General features: G+C 64.9%; 22 protein-coding genes. 18 read left to right on the top strand and 4 right to left on the bottom strand.

The window, feature by feature from the left end:
• Window positions 1-42 precede the first annotated feature (42 nt).
• The 3 genes from E2K76_RS05650 to rlmH all read left to right on the top strand — a co-directional run bounded on the left by E2K76_RS05650 (window position 43) and on the right by rlmH (window position 1,490).
• Window positions 43-510, top strand: a complete 468-nt coding sequence (locus E2K76_RS05650; protein WP_136683294.1) for a hypothetical protein — start codon at window positions 43-45, stop codon at window positions 508-510.
• Between the two features lie 132 nt (window positions 511-642).
• Window positions 643-1,020: a ribosome silencing factor gene (rsfS, locus tag E2K76_RS05645; protein WP_246032902.1), complete on the top strand. Its 378-nt coding sequence runs from the start codon at window positions 643-645 to the stop codon at window positions 1,018-1,020.
• Window positions 1,020-1,490 carry a 23S rRNA (pseudouridine(1915)-N(3))-methyltransferase RlmH gene (gene rlmH, locus E2K76_RS05640; protein WP_136683293.1) on the top strand — a complete coding sequence of 157 codons (471 nt, stop codon included), beginning with the start codon at window positions 1,020-1,022 and terminating at the stop codon, window positions 1,488-1,490. Before rsfS ends, rlmH begins: the two co-directional genes overlap by 1 nt.
• Here the strand turns inward: rlmH and E2K76_RS05635 are convergent.
• The gene (locus tag E2K76_RS05635; RefSeq protein WP_136683292.1) at window positions 1,478-3,073 is read right to left on the bottom strand and encodes an alpha-glucosidase; all 1,596 of its coding nucleotides are present in this window, start codon (window positions 3,071-3,073) and stop codon (window positions 1,478-1,480) included. The genes rlmH and E2K76_RS05635 overlap by 13 nt on opposite strands.
• A gap of 89 nt (window positions 3,074-3,162) precedes the next feature.
• Here E2K76_RS05635 and E2K76_RS05630 point away from each other — a divergent pair, with 89 nt between their 5' ends.
• The 5 genes from E2K76_RS05630 to E2K76_RS05610 all read left to right on the top strand — a co-directional run bounded on the left by E2K76_RS05630 (window position 3,163) and on the right by E2K76_RS05610 (window position 7,707).
• On the top strand, window positions 3,163-4,398 hold the full coding sequence (locus E2K76_RS05630) for an MFS transporter (protein WP_136683291.1): 1,236 nt from the start codon (window positions 3,163-3,165) through the stop codon (window positions 4,396-4,398).
• A 27-nt stretch (window positions 4,399-4,425) separates the two neighbouring features.
• The gene (locus E2K76_RS05625) at window positions 4,426-5,448 is read left to right on the top strand and encodes a glycosyltransferase family 4 protein (protein ID WP_136683351.1); all 1,023 of its coding nucleotides are present in this window, start codon (window positions 4,426-4,428) and stop codon (window positions 5,446-5,448) included.
• Entirely contained in the window at window positions 5,445-6,068 is a 624-nt protein-coding gene (locus E2K76_RS05620; protein ID WP_136683290.1) for a glycosyltransferase family 29 protein, read from the top strand. The genes E2K76_RS05625 and E2K76_RS05620 overlap by 4 nt, the downstream gene beginning before the upstream one ends.
• A gap of 67 nt (window positions 6,069-6,135) precedes the next feature.
• The gene (locus E2K76_RS05615; protein WP_136683289.1) at window positions 6,136-7,158 is read left to right on the top strand and encodes an aspartate-semialdehyde dehydrogenase; all 1,023 of its coding nucleotides are present in this window, start codon (window positions 6,136-6,138) and stop codon (window positions 7,156-7,158) included.
• 81 nt (window positions 7,159-7,239) lie between these two features.
• Window positions 7,240-7,707 carry a GNAT family N-acetyltransferase gene (locus E2K76_RS05610; protein WP_136683288.1) on the top strand — a complete coding sequence of 156 codons (468 nt, stop codon included), beginning with the start codon at window positions 7,240-7,242 and terminating at the stop codon, window positions 7,705-7,707.
• 79 nt (window positions 7,708-7,786) lie between these two features.
• Here E2K76_RS05610 and E2K76_RS05605 read toward each other — a convergent pair whose 3' ends face one another.
• Entirely contained in the window at window positions 7,787-8,434 is a 648-nt protein-coding gene (locus E2K76_RS05605) for a carbonic anhydrase (RefSeq protein ID WP_136683287.1), read from the bottom strand.
• Window positions 8,435-8,582: 148 nt separating this feature from the next.
• On the opposite strand from E2K76_RS05605, the gene E2K76_RS05600 reads away from it, so the two are divergent.
• From E2K76_RS05600 to E2K76_RS05590, 3 genes are all read left to right on the top strand, one after another.
• Window positions 8,583-8,966 carry a hypothetical protein gene (locus E2K76_RS05600; RefSeq protein WP_246032901.1) on the top strand — a complete coding sequence of 128 codons (384 nt, stop codon included), beginning with the start codon at window positions 8,583-8,585 and terminating at the stop codon, window positions 8,964-8,966.
• 61 nt (window positions 8,967-9,027) lie between these two features.
• Window positions 9,028-10,398: a leucyl aminopeptidase family protein gene (locus tag E2K76_RS05595; RefSeq protein WP_136683349.1), complete on the top strand. Its 1,371-nt coding sequence runs from the start codon at window positions 9,028-9,030 to the stop codon at window positions 10,396-10,398.
• A 2-nt stretch (window positions 10,399-10,400) separates the two neighbouring features.
• A complete protein-coding gene (locus E2K76_RS05590; protein ID WP_136683286.1) occupies window positions 10,401-11,210 on the top strand; it encodes a C40 family peptidase in 810 nt (269 codons plus the stop codon).
• On the opposite strand, the gene E2K76_RS05585 is transcribed toward E2K76_RS05590, so the two are convergent.
• Window positions 11,207-11,539 (bottom strand): DUF2794 domain-containing protein, encoded by a 333-nt coding sequence (locus E2K76_RS05585; protein ID WP_136683285.1) that lies wholly within the window; start codon window positions 11,537-11,539, stop codon window positions 11,207-11,209. The genes E2K76_RS05590 and E2K76_RS05585 overlap by 4 nt on opposite strands.
• A gap of 157 nt (window positions 11,540-11,696) precedes the next feature.
• Here E2K76_RS05585 and E2K76_RS05580 point away from each other — a divergent pair, with 157 nt between their 5' ends.
• The 4 genes from E2K76_RS05580 (at window position 11,697) to E2K76_RS05565 (ending at window position 14,874) form a co-directional block, all read left to right on the top strand.
• On the top strand, window positions 11,697-12,212 hold the full coding sequence (locus E2K76_RS05580) for an invasion associated locus B family protein (RefSeq protein ID WP_136683284.1): 516 nt from the start codon (window positions 11,697-11,699) through the stop codon (window positions 12,210-12,212).
• Between the two features lie 103 nt (window positions 12,213-12,315).
• Window positions 12,316-13,494: a 23S rRNA (adenine(2503)-C(2))-methyltransferase RlmN gene (rlmN, locus tag E2K76_RS05575; RefSeq protein ID WP_136683283.1), complete on the top strand. Its 1,179-nt coding sequence runs from the start codon at window positions 12,316-12,318 to the stop codon at window positions 13,492-13,494.
• A gap of 34 nt (window positions 13,495-13,528) precedes the next feature.
• Window positions 13,529-13,744, top strand: coding sequence for a hypervirulence associated TUDOR domain-containing protein (locus tag E2K76_RS05570; RefSeq protein ID WP_136683282.1), 216 nt, complete (start codon window positions 13,529-13,531; stop codon window positions 13,742-13,744).
• Complete coding sequence (locus tag E2K76_RS05565) at window positions 13,741-14,874, top strand: winged helix-turn-helix domain-containing protein (RefSeq protein WP_136683348.1); 1,134 nt, start codon at window positions 13,741-13,743, stop codon at window positions 14,872-14,874. The genes E2K76_RS05570 and E2K76_RS05565 overlap by 4 nt, the downstream gene beginning before the upstream one ends.
• Here the strand turns inward: E2K76_RS05565 and E2K76_RS05560 are convergent.
• Entirely contained in the window at window positions 14,871-15,710 is an 840-nt protein-coding gene (locus tag E2K76_RS05560; protein WP_136683281.1) for an LOG family protein, read from the bottom strand. The two genes, E2K76_RS05565 and E2K76_RS05560, sit on opposite strands and share 4 nt — an antisense overlap.
• A gap of 69 nt (window positions 15,711-15,779) precedes the next feature.
• Here E2K76_RS05560 and dapD point away from each other — a divergent pair, with 69 nt between their 5' ends.
• From dapD to E2K76_RS05545, 3 genes are read left to right on the top strand one after another with little or no spacing between them, the layout of a single operon-like run.
• A complete protein-coding gene (gene dapD, locus E2K76_RS05555) occupies window positions 15,780-16,601 on the top strand; it encodes a 2,3,4,5-tetrahydropyridine-2,6-dicarboxylate N-succinyltransferase (protein WP_136683280.1) in 822 nt (273 codons plus the stop codon).
• A gap of 60 nt (window positions 16,602-16,661) precedes the next feature.
• Window positions 16,662-16,910: a GlsB/YeaQ/YmgE family stress response membrane protein gene (locus E2K76_RS05550; protein WP_136683279.1), complete on the top strand. Its 249-nt coding sequence runs from the start codon at window positions 16,662-16,664 to the stop codon at window positions 16,908-16,910.
• Window positions 16,911-17,570, top strand: coding sequence for a DUF421 domain-containing protein (locus tag E2K76_RS05545; protein WP_136683278.1), 660 nt, complete (start codon window positions 16,911-16,913; stop codon window positions 17,568-17,570). It begins immediately after the preceding gene.
• Window positions 17,571-17,596: the final 26 nt, after the last annotated feature.

The following is a 17,596-nucleotide window of genomic DNA, read 5'->3' as shown; positions in this document are numbered from 1 at the left end:
CCGGCTTTTTAGTGGAGAAGCGATTTGTTCAAGTGGTTGTTTTTGGCGACGATGCTGCCCGTTTCGGCGATGGCGCAGGGAACGCGGCACGACATCGGATCGAAGGCGGGCGAGTTCGGCATCGACATCACGCTGACCGATGGAATCGGCCTTTCCCAACCGCGCGGAGGCCTGACATTCGAGCTGGAGAAGACCGGGGCGACGGAAACCTTCGAATTGTCGCAGATCGGCGCGCGCCGGGTTGAAGGTGGCACGGCCTATCGCCTCCGGGTTGCCGCAAACGAACGCGAGCGTGCCACCGCATTCTGGGACCGCCACGGCGCGGTCGAGGATTTCACTCCGAACTTTCCGCTATGCCGCACCTCGGCGCGTGCCCCGCGGGAAAGCATCCGATACAGCCTCTATCTCCCCGGCTTCGGCTCCACCCCACAGCAGGAGATGAGCGGGCCTCGCCTGGCCCGCATCCTGCGCCAGATCGCCCCCTGTCCCACCCCCGAACGCGCGGATTGAGGTTCGGCGCCCTTCCTGATAAACTCAGGCCCGATACCCCCGCGCCCGGGTCAGAGGCGCGCAACCCAGGAGGACGATGTCCTGTCTCATTCCGATCCTTCGACCGGGCTTCCGGTCGGGCCGCGCCCTGACATGAGTGCTGCGGAACCTCTCGTGGATGCGTCCGAGCAGATGCTCGACCGCGTTCTCGCCTCGCTCGACGATGACAAGGCCGAGGATATCGTGCAGATCGACCTGCGCGGTCGCTCCGACATGGCCGATTACATGGTCATCTGCTCGGGCCGTTCGTCGCGTCAGGTCGCGTCCATCGCCGAAAAGCTGATGGACCGCGTGAAGCAGGAATTCGGTCGCATTTCCAAGGTCGAAGGCAAGGAAACCGGCGACTGGGTGCTGATCGACACGGGCGATGTCATCGTCCACGTCTTCCGCCCCGAAGTGCGCGAATTCTACCAGCTTGAAAAGATGTGGCTGCCGAACGGCACGGACCAGCAACACTCCATCCAGGACTGATGCGCGTCCATCTTTGCGCGGTGGGGCGGCTTCGCAGCGGCCCCGAGCGCGAGATCATCGACGATTACGTGCAGCGGTTCGACCGCACGGGCCGGGCGCTGTCGCTTGGCCCTTTCGCGTTGCACGAGGTCGAGGACAAGAAGAACCTTGGCATGGAGGCCGAGGCGGATCTGCTGTCGCGGGCGATTCCCTCCGGCGCGCTGATCGCCTGTCTGGACGAACGCGGCAAGGTCCTCAGCAGCCCCGAATTCGCGACCCAGCTTGGCACCTGGCGCGATGGCGGGCGGCAGGATGTGGCCTTCGTCATCGGCGGGGCGGACGGGATCGCGCCCTCGCTGCGCGCCCGCGCCGATTTCAGCCTGTCCTTCGGGCGCATGGTCTGGCCGCATATGCTGGTCCGCGTGATGCTGGCCGAACAGCTTTACCGCGCGGCTAGCATTCTTGCCGGATCGCCCTATCACCGGGCCTGAAGCGTCCCGCCGGGCAGCCATGCGAAGCCGTTCGGGCCAAGGGTCAGCGCCCCGCCTTCCTGCGTTGCATGGAAGGATGGGGCAGTCGGATGCCCCTCCACCGCCACCGTCACCGGCGCGGTCCCAAGGTTGAAGATGCACAGCATCTCCTCGGCCCCCAGATGGCGGGTGAAGGCCAGCACAGGCTCCGGCAGGTCGTGGAACCGGCTGGCACCCAGCCGCAGCACCGGATTGGCGCGCCGGAATGCCAGCACCGCGCGATAGGTTTCCAGCACCGACCCCGCAACGCCCTCCTGCGCCGCGACGTTGCGCCCGATCTGCGGTGGCTTCACCGGCAGCCACGGCGTGCCGGCGGTGAACCCACCATGGGTCGTTCCATCCCAGACCATCGGCGTGCGGCACCCGTCGCGGCCCTTCTCCTCAGGCCAGAAGCGCAGACCCTTGGGGTCGGTCAGATCGGAATAGTCCAGCTCGGTATCCGTCTGGCCCAGTTCTTCGCCCTGATAGAGGCAGACGGACCCTTCCAGCGACAAAAGCACCGCCGCCGCCTGCCGCGCGACATCCGCCATCGCCCCATGCCCCGCCCATCGCGAGGCATGGCGCGTCACGTCGTGGTTCGAGAATGCCCAGCACGGCCAGCCATCCGGCGCGCCCTTGAAGAACCCTTCGATCGCGCGGCGGAAGAAGGCAGCGTTGTAATGATCGCCCAGCATCTCGAAACTATAGGCCATGTGCAGGCGGTGCTGGCCCGAGGTGTATTCGCCCATCACCTCGACCGCGCGCTGGGCGTCGCCCACCTCGCCCACCATCATCCGGTTCGGGAATTCGTCCGTCAGCGCCCGCAGCCGCTCCAGAAACGCCAGGTTCTCGGGCTGGGTCTTGGAATACAGATGATCCTGCATGTCATAGGGGTTCACCGGCACCGCATTCAGCGCCAGCGGCGGATTGGACCGCAGCTTCGCATCGTGGAAATAGTAGTTCACCGTGTCCAGCCGGAACCCGTCCACCCCGCGTTCCAGCCAGAACCGCATGGTGCCAAGCAGATAGTCCTGCACCTCGGGATTGTGGAAGTTGAAGTCGGGCTGCGAGGCGAGGAAGTTGTGCAGGTAATACTGCCGCCGCCGCGTGTCCCATTCCCAGGCCGACCCGCCGAAGACCGACAGCCAGTTGTTCGGCGGCGATCCGTCGGGCTGCGCATCGGCCCAGATGAACCAGTCCGCCTTGGGGTTCGTGCGGTCGCGGCGGCTTTCGGCGAACAGCGGATGTTCGGACGAACAATGGCTGATGACCTGATCGATGATGACCTTCAGCCCCAGCTCATGCGCGACCGTCAGCAGGGTGTCGAAATCGGCCAGCGTGCCGAACAGCGGCTCGATGTTGGTGTAGTCGGACACGTCGTATCCCATGTCGGCCATGGGCGAGGGAAAGATCGGCGACAGCCACACCGCATCGGCCCCAAGCGCCGCGATATGCCCCAGCCTGCGCGTGATTCCCGGCAGATCGCCGATGCCGTCGCCATCCGAATCCTGAAACGATCGCGGATAGACCTGATAGGTTACCGATCCGCGCCACCAATCCGTCATGTCATGCTCCTTGAATCCGGTTGCGACAATAGGATGGAAAGCGACGATAGCGTATGACAGATTGACGCATTCTTGATCCCGAGGCCGAGATGACCGCGAAACCTGCGCTTTTCACCCCCGTCCTGATCGCGGGCTGCGTCATTCTGATGCTGTCCTTCGCGGTTCGCGCCAGCTTCGGCATGTTCCAGATCCCCATCGCCACCGAATTCGGCTGGGCACGGGCCGAGTTTTCGATGGCCATCGCGATCCAGAACCTTGCATGGGGAATCGGGCAGCCGATCTTCGGCGCGGTGGCGGAACGGTTCGGCGACCGGCGGGCGATCATCCTTGGCGCGCTGTTCTATGCCGCCGGGCTGGTGCTGTCGTCGCTTGCCGTGACGCCGGGCCAGCACCAGATGCTGGAGGTTCTGGTCGGCTTCGGCATCGCGGGAACCGGGTTTGGCGTGATTCTGGCCGTGGTGGGCCGCGCGACCTCGCCCGACAACCGCTCGCTGGCGCTTGGCATCGCGACGGCGGCGGGATCGGCGGGTCAGGTCTTCGGCGCGCCGACGGCGGAATTCCTGATGGGGTTCTTTTCGTGGCAGACGGTGTTCGTGATCTTTGCCGGCGTCATCCTCGCCTCGCTTTTGGCGCTGCCCTTCATGCGCGCCCCGGCGCTGGCCTCGAAGGCCGAGCTGGAGGAATCGCTCGGCACTGTGCTGATGCGCGCGCTGAAGGACCCCAGCTTCACGATGATCTTCCTCGGGTTCTTTTCCTGCGGCTATCAACTCGGCTTCATCACCGCGCATTTCCCCGCCTTCATCACCGAGTTCTGCGGGCCGATCGACCCGTCCGGGATGCTGTCGGGCATCGGGATCACCACCACCTCGGCGCTCGGGGCGCTGTCCATCGCGGTGATCGGCATCGCGAACATCGTGGGCACGGTCACGGCGGGCTGGTTGGGCAAGAAATACACCAAGAAATATCTGCTGGTCGCAATCTATGTCGGGCGCACGATCATCGCCGCATGGTTCATCATGACGCCGATGACGCCCGCGACGGTGCTGGTCTTTTCAGCCGTCATGGGCGCGCTTTGGCTGGCGACGGTGCCGCTGACCAGCGGGTTGGTCGCCCATATCTACGGGCTGCGCTACATGGGCACGCTTTACGGGCTGGTGTTCCTGTCGCACCAGATCGGCGGGTTCCTTGGCGTCTGGCTGGGCGGGGCGCTGTATGACATCTATGGCAACTACACGCTGGTCTGGTGGTTCGGCGTCGGGATCGGCGCGTTTTCGGCCATCGTCCATCTGCCGATCCGCGAGCATCGCGCGCCCGCGCTGGCCTAAGCGCGGCGGGGGCATTACATGGGCAGCATGGAACCCGTGCTCGTCATCGCCCCGAACCTGAAGCGCCGCCTTTCGGGCGTCACCGCCACCATCGCGCGGCTGGTGCCCGTGCAGGCGCGCAGCATCGGCATCCGCGCCACCGGCCCCGGCCTGCCGCCCGAAGTGCCCCATCTGCCGCTGGCCCGCGTGGCGATGATGCCGCGCGACCGCTGGCGGGTCTGGCACGCACGGCGGAACACGGAAATGCTGATGGGGCTTTTCCTGACCCGCGTTCTGCGGCGCAAGTTCCGACTGCTGTTCACCTCCGCCTCGCAGCGCAGGCATTCGGGCTATACCAAATGGCTGATCGGGCAGATGGACGCGGTGGTTGCGACTTCGGCCAAGGGGGCGGCTTATCTTGACCGCCCCGCCGATGTGATCCTGCACGGCATCGACACCGAAACCTTCACCCCCGCCGAAGACCGCCGCGCGCTGCGCGAAAAGTTGGGGCTGCCGCATGTGACACTGGTGGGCTGCTATGGCCGCATCCGCAAATCCAAGGGCACCGACAATTTCGTCAAGGCGATGATCGAGCTTCTGCCCTCGCGCCCCGGCGTGACGGCGGTGGTCATGGGCCGCGCCTTGGACAAGGACCGGCAGTTCATGGAGAACATCATGGCCCGCGTCGCGCAGGCGGGGCTGCAAGGCCGCATCCTTTTCAAGCCAGAGGTTTCCGTGGACCGCATGGCCGACTGGTATGCCGCGCTGGATCTGTATGTCGCGCCCCAACGCTGGGAAGGCTTCGGCCTCACCCCGCTGGAGGCGATGTCCTGCGGCGTCCCGGTGGTTGCCACCGACACCGGCGCCTTCAAGGAACTGCTGGGCGATACCGGCCTGCTGGTCCCCACCGACGACCTTCCGGCGCTGGTGGATGCTGCAGCGCGGATGATCGACGACCAGCCCCTGCGCGAGCGGATGGCGGAGGCCGCCCGCGCGCGGGTCGAAGGGGGCTTTCGCATCGAAGATGAGGCGAACGCCCTGATCGCCGTCTATCGCCGGATGCTGGCATGAACCGGCTGTCCTTCGCCCTTGCCCGCCTGCGCCGCGACGAAGGCAAGCTGGCTGCCCTGTCCGTTCCGCAATCCGAATTGCTGGCCGACTATGCGGGCCGCAGCGTCGCGCTGATCGGCAACGCCCGCGGCCTTGCTGACGCGCGCCTGGGCGAGATGATCGAGACCGCCGATCTGATCATCCGCATCAACCGCGCGCCCAAGCCCTTTGCCCATTCCCACGGCACACGCACCGATCAGCTGGCCCTGGCCGTCGCGCTGGACGCGGCGAAGCTGGACGCTCTGCAGACCCGGCGCGTGCTGTGGATGTCGCACAAGCGCAAACGCCTGCCTTGGCATGTCGCAAACCGCCCCGGCTTCTATCTGCACCCGCAGGCGGATTACGAACGGCTGAAGACGGCTCTTGGATCGCAACCGACCACGGGAGCGATGATGATCGACCTTCTGGCCCGCTCGGACGCAAGGCGGATCGATCTTTACGGTTTCGACTTCTTCGCGACCCTGTCGCTGACCGGCAGCCGCACCGCCGAACAGGTGCCCCACGATTTCAACGCAGAGGCGGCGTGGGTCCATGCCCTGATCGCGCGCGATCCGCGTTTCCGCCTGCATTCCCACGGATAAACCTTCCCCCCAAGGCCGCCTTGGGTTAAGGGGGCACCGTCATCTTGACACCAAGGAGGGTTCTTGAATGGGCTATAAGGTCGTCGTCGTTGGCGCCACGGGCAATGTGGGCCGCGAAATGCTGAACATCCTCGCTGAACGCGAGTTTCCGATCGACGAGATCGCCGCACTGGCATCGCGCAAGTCGATGGGCACAGAGATCAGCTTTGGCGACAAGACAGTCATTACCAAGGACCTCGACACCTTCGACTTCACCGGCTGGGACATCGCCCTGTTCGCCGTCGGGTCCGAGGCGACCAAGATCTATGCCCCCAAGGCCGCGGCCACGGGCTGCGTCGTGATCGACAACTCCTCGCTCTATCGCTACGATCCGGCGGTTCCGCTGGTCGTGCCGGAGGTGAATGCCGAGGCTGTGGACGGTTACACCGCCAAGAACATCATCGCGAACCCCAACTGCTCGACCGCGCAGATGGTCGTCGCGCTGAAACCGCTGCATGACCGCGCCAAGATCAAGCGCGTCGTCGTCTCCACCTATCAGTCGGTTTCCGGCGCGGGCAAGGAAGGCATCGACGAGCTGTGGGACCAGACCAAGGGCCTCTACGTCCCCGGTCAGGAAGTGGAACCTTCGAAATTCACCAAGCAGATCGCCTTCAACGTGATCCCGCATATCGACGTCTTCCTTGACGATGGTTCGACCAAGGAAGAATGGAAGATGGTGGCCGAGACGAAGAAGATCCTCGACAAGTCGATCAAGGTGACCGCGACCTGCGTGCGCGTTCCGGTCTTCGTCGGCCATTCGGAATCGATCAACATCGAAACCGAGGAGTTTCTGGACGAGGCCGAGGCCCGCGACATCCTGCGCGAAGCCCCCGGCATCCTCGTCGTCGATAAACGCGAGGCCGGCGGCTACATCACGCCCATCGAATGCGTCGGCGAATACGCGACCTACATCTCGCGCATCCGTCAGGACAGCACGATCGACAACGGGTTGAACCTGTGGTGCGTGTCCGACAACCTGCGCAAAGGTGCCGCACTGAACGCGGTGCAGATCGCAGAAGTGCTGGGCAAACGCTGCCTCAAGAAAGGCTGACCGGGAAAGCGCCCTGCGGGGCGCTTTTTCAATGTCGTCGAAACAAGACGCATGACTTGCTTGTTCGTAAAGTAGAGGCCCATGCCGGATTTCATCTTTCGTAAAGCGTCCATCGAAGATCTGCCGCATATCGTTGCAATGCTGGCAGATGATGCCTTGGGGACGAGCCGCGAAATCGCAAGCGATCCGATAGCAGAGGAATATGCGGTCGCATTCGAGATGATCGACGCGGACCCCAACCAGTTTCTTGCGGTTCTGACCGAAGTGGACGGGCGCATGGTGGGAACGCTGCAAATCACCTTCCTGCATCATCTGACGCATCGCGGAATGAAGCGCGCTCAGATCGAAGGTGTCAGGGTTGCCAGCGGGACGCAAGGGCAGGGCATCGGCACCGAACTGTTTCGCCATGCAATCGCGGAAGCTCGGGCGAGGGGATGCAGCGTGGTGCAACTGACCACGGACAGACAGAGACCAGAAGCGCACGCCTTCTATGAGAAGCTTGGATTCAAGCCGACACACACAGGCTTCAAACTCAGAATGAATTCTTGACCCTTGCTGGCGGATGAAAGCTTCGCCCCGGTAGGGTGATCGAAGCCGCACCCCTCTCGGACGCGGCTTCGTTTCGCACTCACACCGGCTTGAACGCCCGCGCCGACGGGTCGAACTGCTCGATCGTGCCTTCGCCGATGTCGTTCCAGACGCCGTGCAGCGACAGGACCTCATCTTCGACCGCCTTGGCGACGAAGGGGAAGGTCATCAGGTTTTCAAGGCTGACCAGCACCGCCTCGTTCTCCAGCGCGCGCAGACGCGACGCTTCGGGCAGGTCCTTCACACGCTCGTATCCCGGCTTCAGCAGGTCCATCCAGCGGCCGACGAAGCTCGTCTGCTCCTCCAGCGCGGGGGCGTTGCCTTCGCACATGTCGCAGCATCCCTTGACGCCGCCGCAGTTGGAATGGCCCAGCACGACCACATGCGCGACCTTCAATGCCGTCACGGCATATTCGATCGCCGCCGAAGTGCCGTGATAATCGCCGTCGGGGTTATAGGGCGGCACGAGGTTCGCCACGTTGCGGTGGATGAACAGCTCGCCCGAATCCGCGCCGAAGATCGAAGCGACGTCCACGCGGCTGTCGCAGCAGGCGATGACCATGGCGCGGGGGTGCTGGCCTTCCTGCGCCAGCCGGCGGAACCAGGCGCGGTTGCCCTGATAGGTCGTCGCGCGCCATCCGTGGAAACGCTGCACCAGGTAAGAGGGGAGTGGAGTTGCTTTATCCATCGCTCGGTCCTTTTCGCAGTTGCAGCATCGGCATAGCCGCATATCCACTTCAATTCGAGTGAAATTTCCGGGAACTATCCGTGACATCGAACCTTTCCTTCAGCGGTTGCCGCGCAAGCTGCGGAACCCGGAACGGGAGAGAGCGGACATGACGGCCATCATCACCAAGCTGACGCCACAGGATCACGTCGCCCACGACCCCGCGCCGATTGCGCGGATCTTTCGCGAAATGGATGCGGACTCGGCGGAAAAAGTCGTCAACCGCGCGTTGGGAGAGCTTGCATTGTCGGTGGCCGCGCTGTCGAAACAGGTCGCCGCGTCCGAGCTTTCGGAGGCGCCGCGCCAGCTTCGCCGCCTTGCGCGGATGGCCGACCATCTGGGCATGACGACGCTGGCACATACAGCGCGGGATGCCGATCACTGCCTCGATCACGCGGATGCGACGGCGTTCGGCGCGGTCTGGGCGCGGCTGCTGCGCATTGCCGGATCGCAGATCGCGGCGGGCGAGACGCAGCGCGGACGCCGCGTCTGAGGGTCTTGCAGCCGCCGATCAAAGGGCTAGGCTCTGCCCCGCAGACAGCCGGAGCCCGATGATGGACCTTGCCATTTCCGCCCCTTCCGCCGAATCCCGGCCCGTTCACGCCGTGGCATCGGACGATCTGGAAGGCTGGCTCGCCACCCGCACCCCCGCCGAGGCGGCGTGGCTGCGCGGCAGCGGATTCACCGCCGCGCTTGGCGAAATGCGGCTGATCCCCGGATCAAATGGCGCACCCGCAGCCGCCGTCATCGGTCGCGGCACCGCCGCCGCCCGCCGTCGCACGCGGTTCGGACTTGCCCCCGCCGGACAGCTTCCCCCCGGCGACTGGCATTTCGAAGGCGTGCCGGAGGATGAACGCGACGAGGCCGCGCTCGGATGGCTGTTGGGCCAATACCGTTTCGACCGTTACCGCAAATCCGCCAACGACCGCGCGCGGCTGAAGCTGCCCGACGACGCGCAGGGCAGCCGGGTTCTGACGATGGCGCGGGCGGAATACCTGACGCGCGATCTGATCAACACCCCCGCCAGCGACATGGGCCCGAAGGAGCTTGGGCAGGCCGCGGCCTCCTTGGCCGAATGGCATGGCGCGAAGATCGAGGTCATCAAGGGAGCGGCGCTGGAGCAGGGTTTCCCCATGATCCACGCCGTCGGCAAAGGGTCCAGCCGCGCGCCGCGCCTTCTGGACATGCGGTGGGGCGAGGCGGGTCCGAAACTGACGCTGGTCGGCAAGGGCGTGTGTTTCGACACCGGAGGGCTGGACATCAAACCCGCCGCCGGAATGCTGCTGATGAAGAAGGACATGGGCGGCGCCGCGACCGTTCTGGGCCTTGCGCAAGCGATCATGGAACTGCGCCTGCCGGTGCAGTTGCGCGTGCTGATCCCGGCGGTCGAAAATTCGATCTCGGGCGATGCGATGCGGCCCAAGGACATCCTGACCTCGCGCAAGGGCCTGACGGTCGAGGTGAACAACACCGATGCCGAAGGACGGCTCGTGCTGGCCGACGCGCTGGCCTATGCCTGCGAGGATGCGCCGGATCTGGTCGTGTCGATGGCGACGCTGACCGGCGCGGCGCGGGTGGCGGTGGGGCCGGACCTCGCGCCCTATTTCACCGATGATGCGCAGGCCGCCGCCGCCCTGGAACAGGCCGCCGCCGCCGCCCGCGATCCTGTCTGGCGCCTGCCCTTCCACGACCCCTACGAGTCGATGCTGGAGCCGGGGATCGCCGATCTGGACAACGCGCCGTCGGGCGGGTTCGCAGGGGCGATCACGGCGGCGTTGTTCCTGCGCCGCTTCACCGATGCGCGATACATCCATTTCGACATCTATGGCCATCAGCCCAGCGCCCAGCCGGGGCGCCCGCAAGGCGGGGCCGGCCAAGGGGCGCGGGCCATACTGGGCGCCCTGCCCGCCATGCTGGGACTGTGACGATGGACCGCCGCACCACCCCCGCCACCAACCGCATCGCCCATGTCTCGATGAAGGGCAACACCGATCTGCCGCTGACCGAGGGGGAGCCGATGCAGGTTTCGGTCGCACTGACCGATCTTCTGTCCGGCCCCGCCGGGCACCGCGAACGCCAGCTTGCGATGGGCGAAGGCTTCACCGTGATAGAGGTGGACGGCACCCACGCCTTCGGTTTCTCCACCCGCGACGGCTATTGCGGCTATGTCAAACTGGTGCATCTGGAGCCGGACATCGCGCCGTCGCACTGGCTGGCCTTTCCGGCCACGCATCTCTACCCCGAACCGAAGCTGAAATCGCGCGAGATCGAGAGTCTGACCATGGGCGCACGCCTGCGGGTGCTGGAGGATTTCGGCGACTGGGCGGAAACCACCAAGGGCTTCGTCTGGAAACAGCATCTTCGCCCGGTCGGTGAATGGATGGCGGACCCGGTCGCGGTGGCGGAACGCTTCCTCGGCACGCCCTATCTCTGGGGTGGGAACAGCCGTGCGGGGATCGACTGTTCGGGGCTCGCGCAAATCTCGCAACTGGCTTGCGGGCGCGACTGTCCGGGCGACAGCGATCTGCAACAGGCGGTGGGGACCGAAGCCAAGGGCCAGCCGAAGCGCGGCGATCTTTTGTTCTGGAAAGGCCATGTCGCGCTGGCGATGGATGCGCGGCGGATCATCCACGCCACCGCCGCCTTCATGTCCGTGGTGGTCGAGGAAACCAACGCCGCCATCGCCCGGATCGAGGCGGCGGGCGGCGGCCCGGTCATCGCCCACCGCCGTCCCTAATCGACGGGCCGGATCAGCTTCCGCTCCAACACCCGCAGAACCTGCGCCAGATCATGCCCCCGGCGCAGCACCTGCCCGTCCATCCCGACCACCGAATACATCCCCTGCCGCGCGCGCAGCTTGGGCCGCTTTTCGATCCGATACAGCGGATGTTCCGCCGTGCGCCGGAACACCGAAAACACCGCGAATTCGCGCAGCGACGAGATGCCGTAGTCCCGCCATTCGCCCATCGCCACCATCCGGCCATACAGCGAAAGGATCGTGCCAAGCTCTCGCCGGTCGAAGCTGATCTGTTCAGGCAGCGGAAAAGGGATCGGCGGCTGGATCATCCTTCGGAGTTTATGACGGCTTCGTGTCAAATCAAGCGGGGATGCGCCCTCACAGATGCGCGATTTTTCGTGTGAAGGGCTTTGAACCCCCGCATCTTTCACGTTAAGAACCACCAGAGAAACAGGCCCGACAAGCGGCCCGAACCGGAGGCTGGACATGAAATCCCTGATCGGCGGCGCCATGCTTGCCCTTGCCGCGACCGGCGCATTCGCGCAGGAATCGACCAACCGCGTGGCGACCAAGACCGACTGGAGCGTTTTCACCGAAAACCAGCCCAGCAAGGAATGCTGGGGCGTTTCCAGCCCCAAGAACACCGTGAACACCCGCGACGGCCAACCGGCCGAGGTGCAGCGCTCCGACATCCTGCTGTTCGTCACCTTCCGTCCCGGCGCGGGTGCGGCGGGCGAGATTTCGTTCACCGGCGGCTATCCCTTCGCGCCCGGATCGACGGTCGAGATGAAGATCGATTCGAACAGCTATAACCTGATGACCGATGGCGAATGGGCCTGGCCGTCCAGCGCGGGCGACGATGCGGCGATCCTCGCGTCCATGCGCCGCGGATCGAATGCCATCCTGACCGCACGTTCGGCGCGCGGCACGCAGACGGTGGACACTTTCTCGCTCATGGGCTTCACCGCCGCCATGACCGAGGCCGAGAACCGCTGCAAGTAAGCCATGCGGCATGTGCAAGGCGCCCCGGCACCGTCCGGGGCGCTTTTGCATTTAAATTTCCGGCCGGATCGCTTATATGCCTGCCTTCAGCCAAGGATTCGCCATGAACGCCACAGCCCCCATCACGCAAGACGTGCTGACCATTCCGCGCAAGCTGCCGGAAGGGGCCAAGCGCAACATCGTCGGTCTGACCCGCCCGCAGCTTCACGCCGCGCTGGTGGAAATCGGCACGCCCGACCGTCAGGCCAAGATGCGCGTCGGGCAGGTGTGGCAGTGGATCTATCACTGGGGCGTGCGCGATTTCGCGCAGATGACCAACCTTGCCAAAGACTATCGCGCGAAACTGGCAGAACATTTCGAGGTGACGATCCCCGAGGTCGTGAACCGCCAGATTTCCGAAGACGGCACCCGCAAATATCTGGTCCGCATCGCCGGCGGGCACGAGGTCGAAACCGTCTACATCCCCGAAGAAGGGCGCGGCACGCTTTGCGTGTCCTCGCAGGTGGGTTGCACGCTGACCTGTTCCTTCTGCCACACCGGCACGCAGAAGCTGGTCCGCAACCTGACCGCCGGGGAAATCGTCGGCCAGTTGATGCTGGCCCGCGACGATCTGGGCGAATGGCCGGTCATGGGCGCGCCCAAGGACGAACAGCGCCTTGTGTCGAACATCGTGCTGATGGGCATGGGCGAGCCGCTCTACAATTTCGACAACGTCCGCGACGCGATGAAGGTCGTGATGGATGGCGAGGGGCTGTCGCTGTCCCGCCGCCGCATCACCCTGTCAACATCCGGCGTCGTGCCGGAAATCGCCAAGACGGCGGAAGAAATCGGCTGTCTTCTGGCCGTGTCGTTCCACGCCACCACCGACGAAGTGCGCGACAAGCTGGTTCCGATCAACAAGAAATGGAACATCAAGGCACTGCTGGACGCGCTGCGCGATTATCCGAAACTGTCGAACTCCGAACGCATCACCTTCGAATACGTGATGCTGAAGGATGTGAACGACACGGATGCCGACGCGAAACGCCTGGTGAAGCTGATCCAGGGCATTCCCGCCAAGATCAACCTGATCCCGTTCAACGAATGGCCGGGCAGCGCCTATCAACGCTCGGATTGGGAGCGGATCGAGAAGTTCGCGGACATCATCTATCACGCGGGCTATGCCTCGCCGATCCGCAAACCGCGCGGCGAAGACATCATGGCCGCCTGCGGCCAGCTGAAATCCGCGACCGAGCGCGAGCGCAAATCCCGCGCCCAGATCGCCGCGGAAACCGGCGCATAAGGGAACCTTTGCGCCCCTGCCCCGTTCACGCGGCATGGGCAAGTTTTCCAAAGGCGACAAGGTTCACTGGAAATGGGGCAGCTCCACCGCCAAAGGGTCGGTGGAGGAGGTCTTTGCCCGCAAGGTCAGCCGCACGATCAAGGGCCGCAAGATCACCCGCAAAGGCAGCCGCGAAAAGCCCGCCTACTTGCTGAAGCAAGAGGATGGCGGCAAGGTGCTGAAGCTGGAATCCGAACTGTCCAAGGGCTGATGATCCCCAACGCGACCGCACGCCGCATCTTCCTTGACCGTCACGCGCTGACCCGGAACCCGACGGAGCCGCTGGCGGAGCTGATAGACCGCATCGGCTTCGTCCAGCTGGACAGCATCAACACGGTCGAACGCGCGCATCACATGATCCTGTCGGCCCGCCGCCCCGGATACAAGCCGGACGATCTGGGCAAGCTCTATGCCAGAGGCGGTTTGTTCGAACATTGGACGCATGACGCCTCTGTCCTGCCGATCCACCTGTTCCCGCACTGGAAGCACCGTTTTGCCGCCGCCGAGCGGAAGCGCGACAGATGGCAGGACCTTTCGCAGGCGCTGCTGGACGAAACGCTGGCCCATATCGCCGAACACGGCCCCGTCATGGCCGCCGATATGGGCGGCGAGGAGCCGAAGAATTCCGGCGGCTGGTGGAACTGGCATCCGTCGAAAACCGCGCTGGAATGGCTGTGGCGCACGGGACATCTGTCGATCAAGGGGCGGCAGGGGTTCCAGAAGATCTATGACCTGACCGAACGCGTGATCCCCGAGCCGTTTCTGTCCGCCACCACGACGGCGCAGGACACGCTGGACTGGGCCTGCAATTCCGCGCTGGACCGTCTGGGGTTCGCGACCAGTGGCGAGATCGCAGCCTATTGGCGCGCCGTCACCCCCAGCCAGGCCGCCGACTGGTGCCGCGCCGCACTGCACCGGGGCGAGATCGCGGAAACCCGCATCGAATCCGCCGATGGCACCCTGCGCCGCCACTATACCCGCGGCCCGCTGGACGCGCCCGATCCACCCAGCCGCATCCGCATCCTGTCCCCGTTCGACCCTGCCCTGCGCGACCGGGGCCGGGCCGAGCGGTTGTTCGGCTTCCGCTATCGCATCGAGGTCTTCGTGCCCGAGGCGAAGCGCCAATACGGATATTACGTCTTCCCCGTGTTGGAAGGGGCGGAGATCATCGGCCGCATCGACATGAAGCGGCAGGGCACGCTGAACATCCGCGCCTTCTGGCCCGAAGCCGGCATTCGCATGGGCAAGCTGCGGCTCGCGCGGCTGGAGGCGGAACTGGCCCGCATCGCCCGCAATGTCGGCGCGACGGGCATGACCTTCGCGCCGGACTGGCTGCGTTAGCGGACCAGCGGCCCAAGCGGCGGTTTCACCCAGGCGTCGATGGCGGCGATCGCCTCCTCGGCGGTTTCCACGAACTGGAACAGCTCCAGATCCTCGGGGCTGATCGTGCCGGAGTCTTCCAGCGCCTGCCAGTTGATGATCTTTTCCCAGAATGCCCGCCCGAACAGAACGAACGGGATGCGCGACATGCGGCGGGTCTGGATCAGGGTCAGCGCCTCGAACATCTCGTCCAGCGTGCCGAAGCCGCCGGGGAAGACGCAGACCGCCTTGGCCCGCATCAGGAAATGCATCTTGCGGATCGCGAAATAGTGGAAGTTGAACGACAGGTCCGGCGTCACATAGGCGTTCGGCGCCTGTTCGAACGGCAGCACGATGTTCAGCCCCACCGAGTGCCCGCCCGCATCCATCGCGCCGCGATTGCCTGCCTCCATCACGCCCGGACCGCCGCCGGTGCAGATGACATCCTCGCGGCCATAGCTGTCGATGGACCGCCGCGTCATCAGATAGGCAAAGCGCCGCGCCTCCTCATAGAAATGCGACAACTCGGCCAGCGCCGGGGTCCGCGCCCGCGCCTTGTGTTCGGGATCGGGAATGCGCGCGCCGCCGAACAGCACAATGGTGCTGTCGATGCCCTTCTCGTCCAGGATCAGCTGCGGCTTCAGCAGTTCCAGCTGCAACCGGACCGGGCGCAGTTCTTCGCGCTGCAAGAAGTCGGTATCGGTGAAGGCCAGCCGATAGGCCGGGGACCGGCTTTGCGGCGTATCCGGCACCCGTTCGGCGCTGCGGACATCCTCGGTGGAATCGCGAAGGGGCTGGTTCCGGCTTTCGTCGGTCATCTTGTCCTCGTTGCAGGGCCTTGGGGCAGGGTTTATAGGCGTTGGCAGCACAAGGAAAGGGATGCCACCATGACCGCCGCTCTGGAAACCGCCATCGAAGCCGCGTGGGACGCCCGCGACACCATCACCCCCGCCACCCGCGGCGAGGCGCGCGACGCCATCGAGGCGACCCTGAACGCACTGGACGGCGGCACCCTGCGCGTGGCCGAAAAACGCGGCAATGACTGGCATGTAAACCAGTGGGCCAAGAAGGCGGTGCTGCTGGGCTTCCGCCTGAAGGACATGGAAATCCAGACCGGCGGCCCGCAGGGCGGCACCTGGTGGGACAAGGTGGACAGCAAGTTCCTGAATTGGGGCGAGGCGGAATGGAAAACCGCAGGCTTCCGCGCCGTTCCCAACTGCGTCGTGCGCCGGTCGGCCTTCATCGCCAAGGGCGTGGTGCTGATGCCGTCCTTCGTGAACCTTGGTGCCTTCGTGGATGAAGGCACGATGGTCGACACCTGGGCGACCGTCGGCTCCTGCGCGCAGATCGGCAAGAACGTCCACCTGTCGGGCGGCGTCGGCATCGGCGGCGTGCTTGAACCCATGCAGGCCGGCCCGACGATCATCGAGGACAACTGCTTCATCGGCGCCCGGTCCGAGGTGGTCGAGGGCGTGATCGTCCGCGAAGGCTCGGTCCTTGGCATGGGCGTCTATCTGGGCCAATCGACCAAGATCTTCGACCGCGAAACCGGCGAGGTCAGCTATGGCGAGGTTCCGGCCGGATCGGTCGTCGTCTCCGGCTCGCTGCCCTCCAAGAACGGCGTCCACCTCTACTGCGCGGTGATCGTCAAGAAGGTCGACGCCAAGACGCGCTCCAAAACCTCGATCAACGAACTTCTGCGCGACTGAGCGGAACCTTGCCGTATCCCCTTGCGTTGGCAGCCAAGAACCAATGCAAGGGGTTATGAAATGCAAGGTCTTGGCTGGATTGCCGCAATCATCGTCGGTGCGCTTGCGGGCTGGATCGCGGAAAAGCTGATGAAGTCCGACCATGGGCTGCTGATGAACATCATCCTCGGCATCCTTGGCGCGGTCATCATGAACTTCCTGCTGGTCACGCTCATGGGTGCGACGCTGGGCGGCTGGCTGGGCCAGTTGGCAGTGGGCGTGCTGGGCGCCTGCATCCTGATCGGGCTGGGCCGCGCCCTGCGCCGGTAAATGGACGTCCAGCCCTTCGACTGGGCAAGGATCGCCTTCGGCGAGGAGCCTCCGTGGTTCCTCGCCGAAATTCTTTTCCGCACCGGGGTCATCTATATCTATACGCTGGTGCTGCTGCGCTGGATCGGGGGCCGGTCCATCGCGCAACTTTCCGTTGTCGAATTTCTTCTGGTCATCGCGCTCGGTTCTGCCGTCGGGGACGCGATGTTCTATGCCGACGTGCCCTTGCTGCATGCGATGCTGGTCATCACGTTGGTCGTGTTCATCGACAAGGCCATCGACATGGCGATCCGCAGATGGGGGCCGGTCAAGAACTTCGTCGATGGCAAACCGACCGAGATGGTCCGCGACGGCCGCATGTCCATGCATGGCCTCAGCGCCCGCGGGATGGGCGCATACGAGGTGATGGAGATGCTGCGCCGTCAGGGCGTGCGCAATCTGGGCGAGGTCAGCCACGCCTACCTGGAGGCGACGGGCGGGCTTTCGGTGTTCAGGGACGGCCCCGGCATCGGCCTGCCGCTGGTGCCGCCACCCGAGCTTGGCCCGCCCCCCCCTGCCGCTGGCGAGCAAGCCTGCTGTATCAACTGCGGTCTGCTGGATCCGCCCGCCCCCTGCCCCGAATGCGGCGAAGACCGCCAGACAGGCGCCAAGACTTGCTAAGCCCGCGCCGACCTGCCAATCACGGG

The organism is Falsirhodobacter xinxiangensis, assembly GCF_004959935.1.
GTDB classification, from domain to species: domain Bacteria; phylum Pseudomonadota; class Alphaproteobacteria; order Rhodobacterales; family Rhodobacteraceae; genus Falsirhodobacter; species Falsirhodobacter xinxiangensis.
This window is presented reverse-complemented; position numbering and strand designations above follow the sequence as displayed.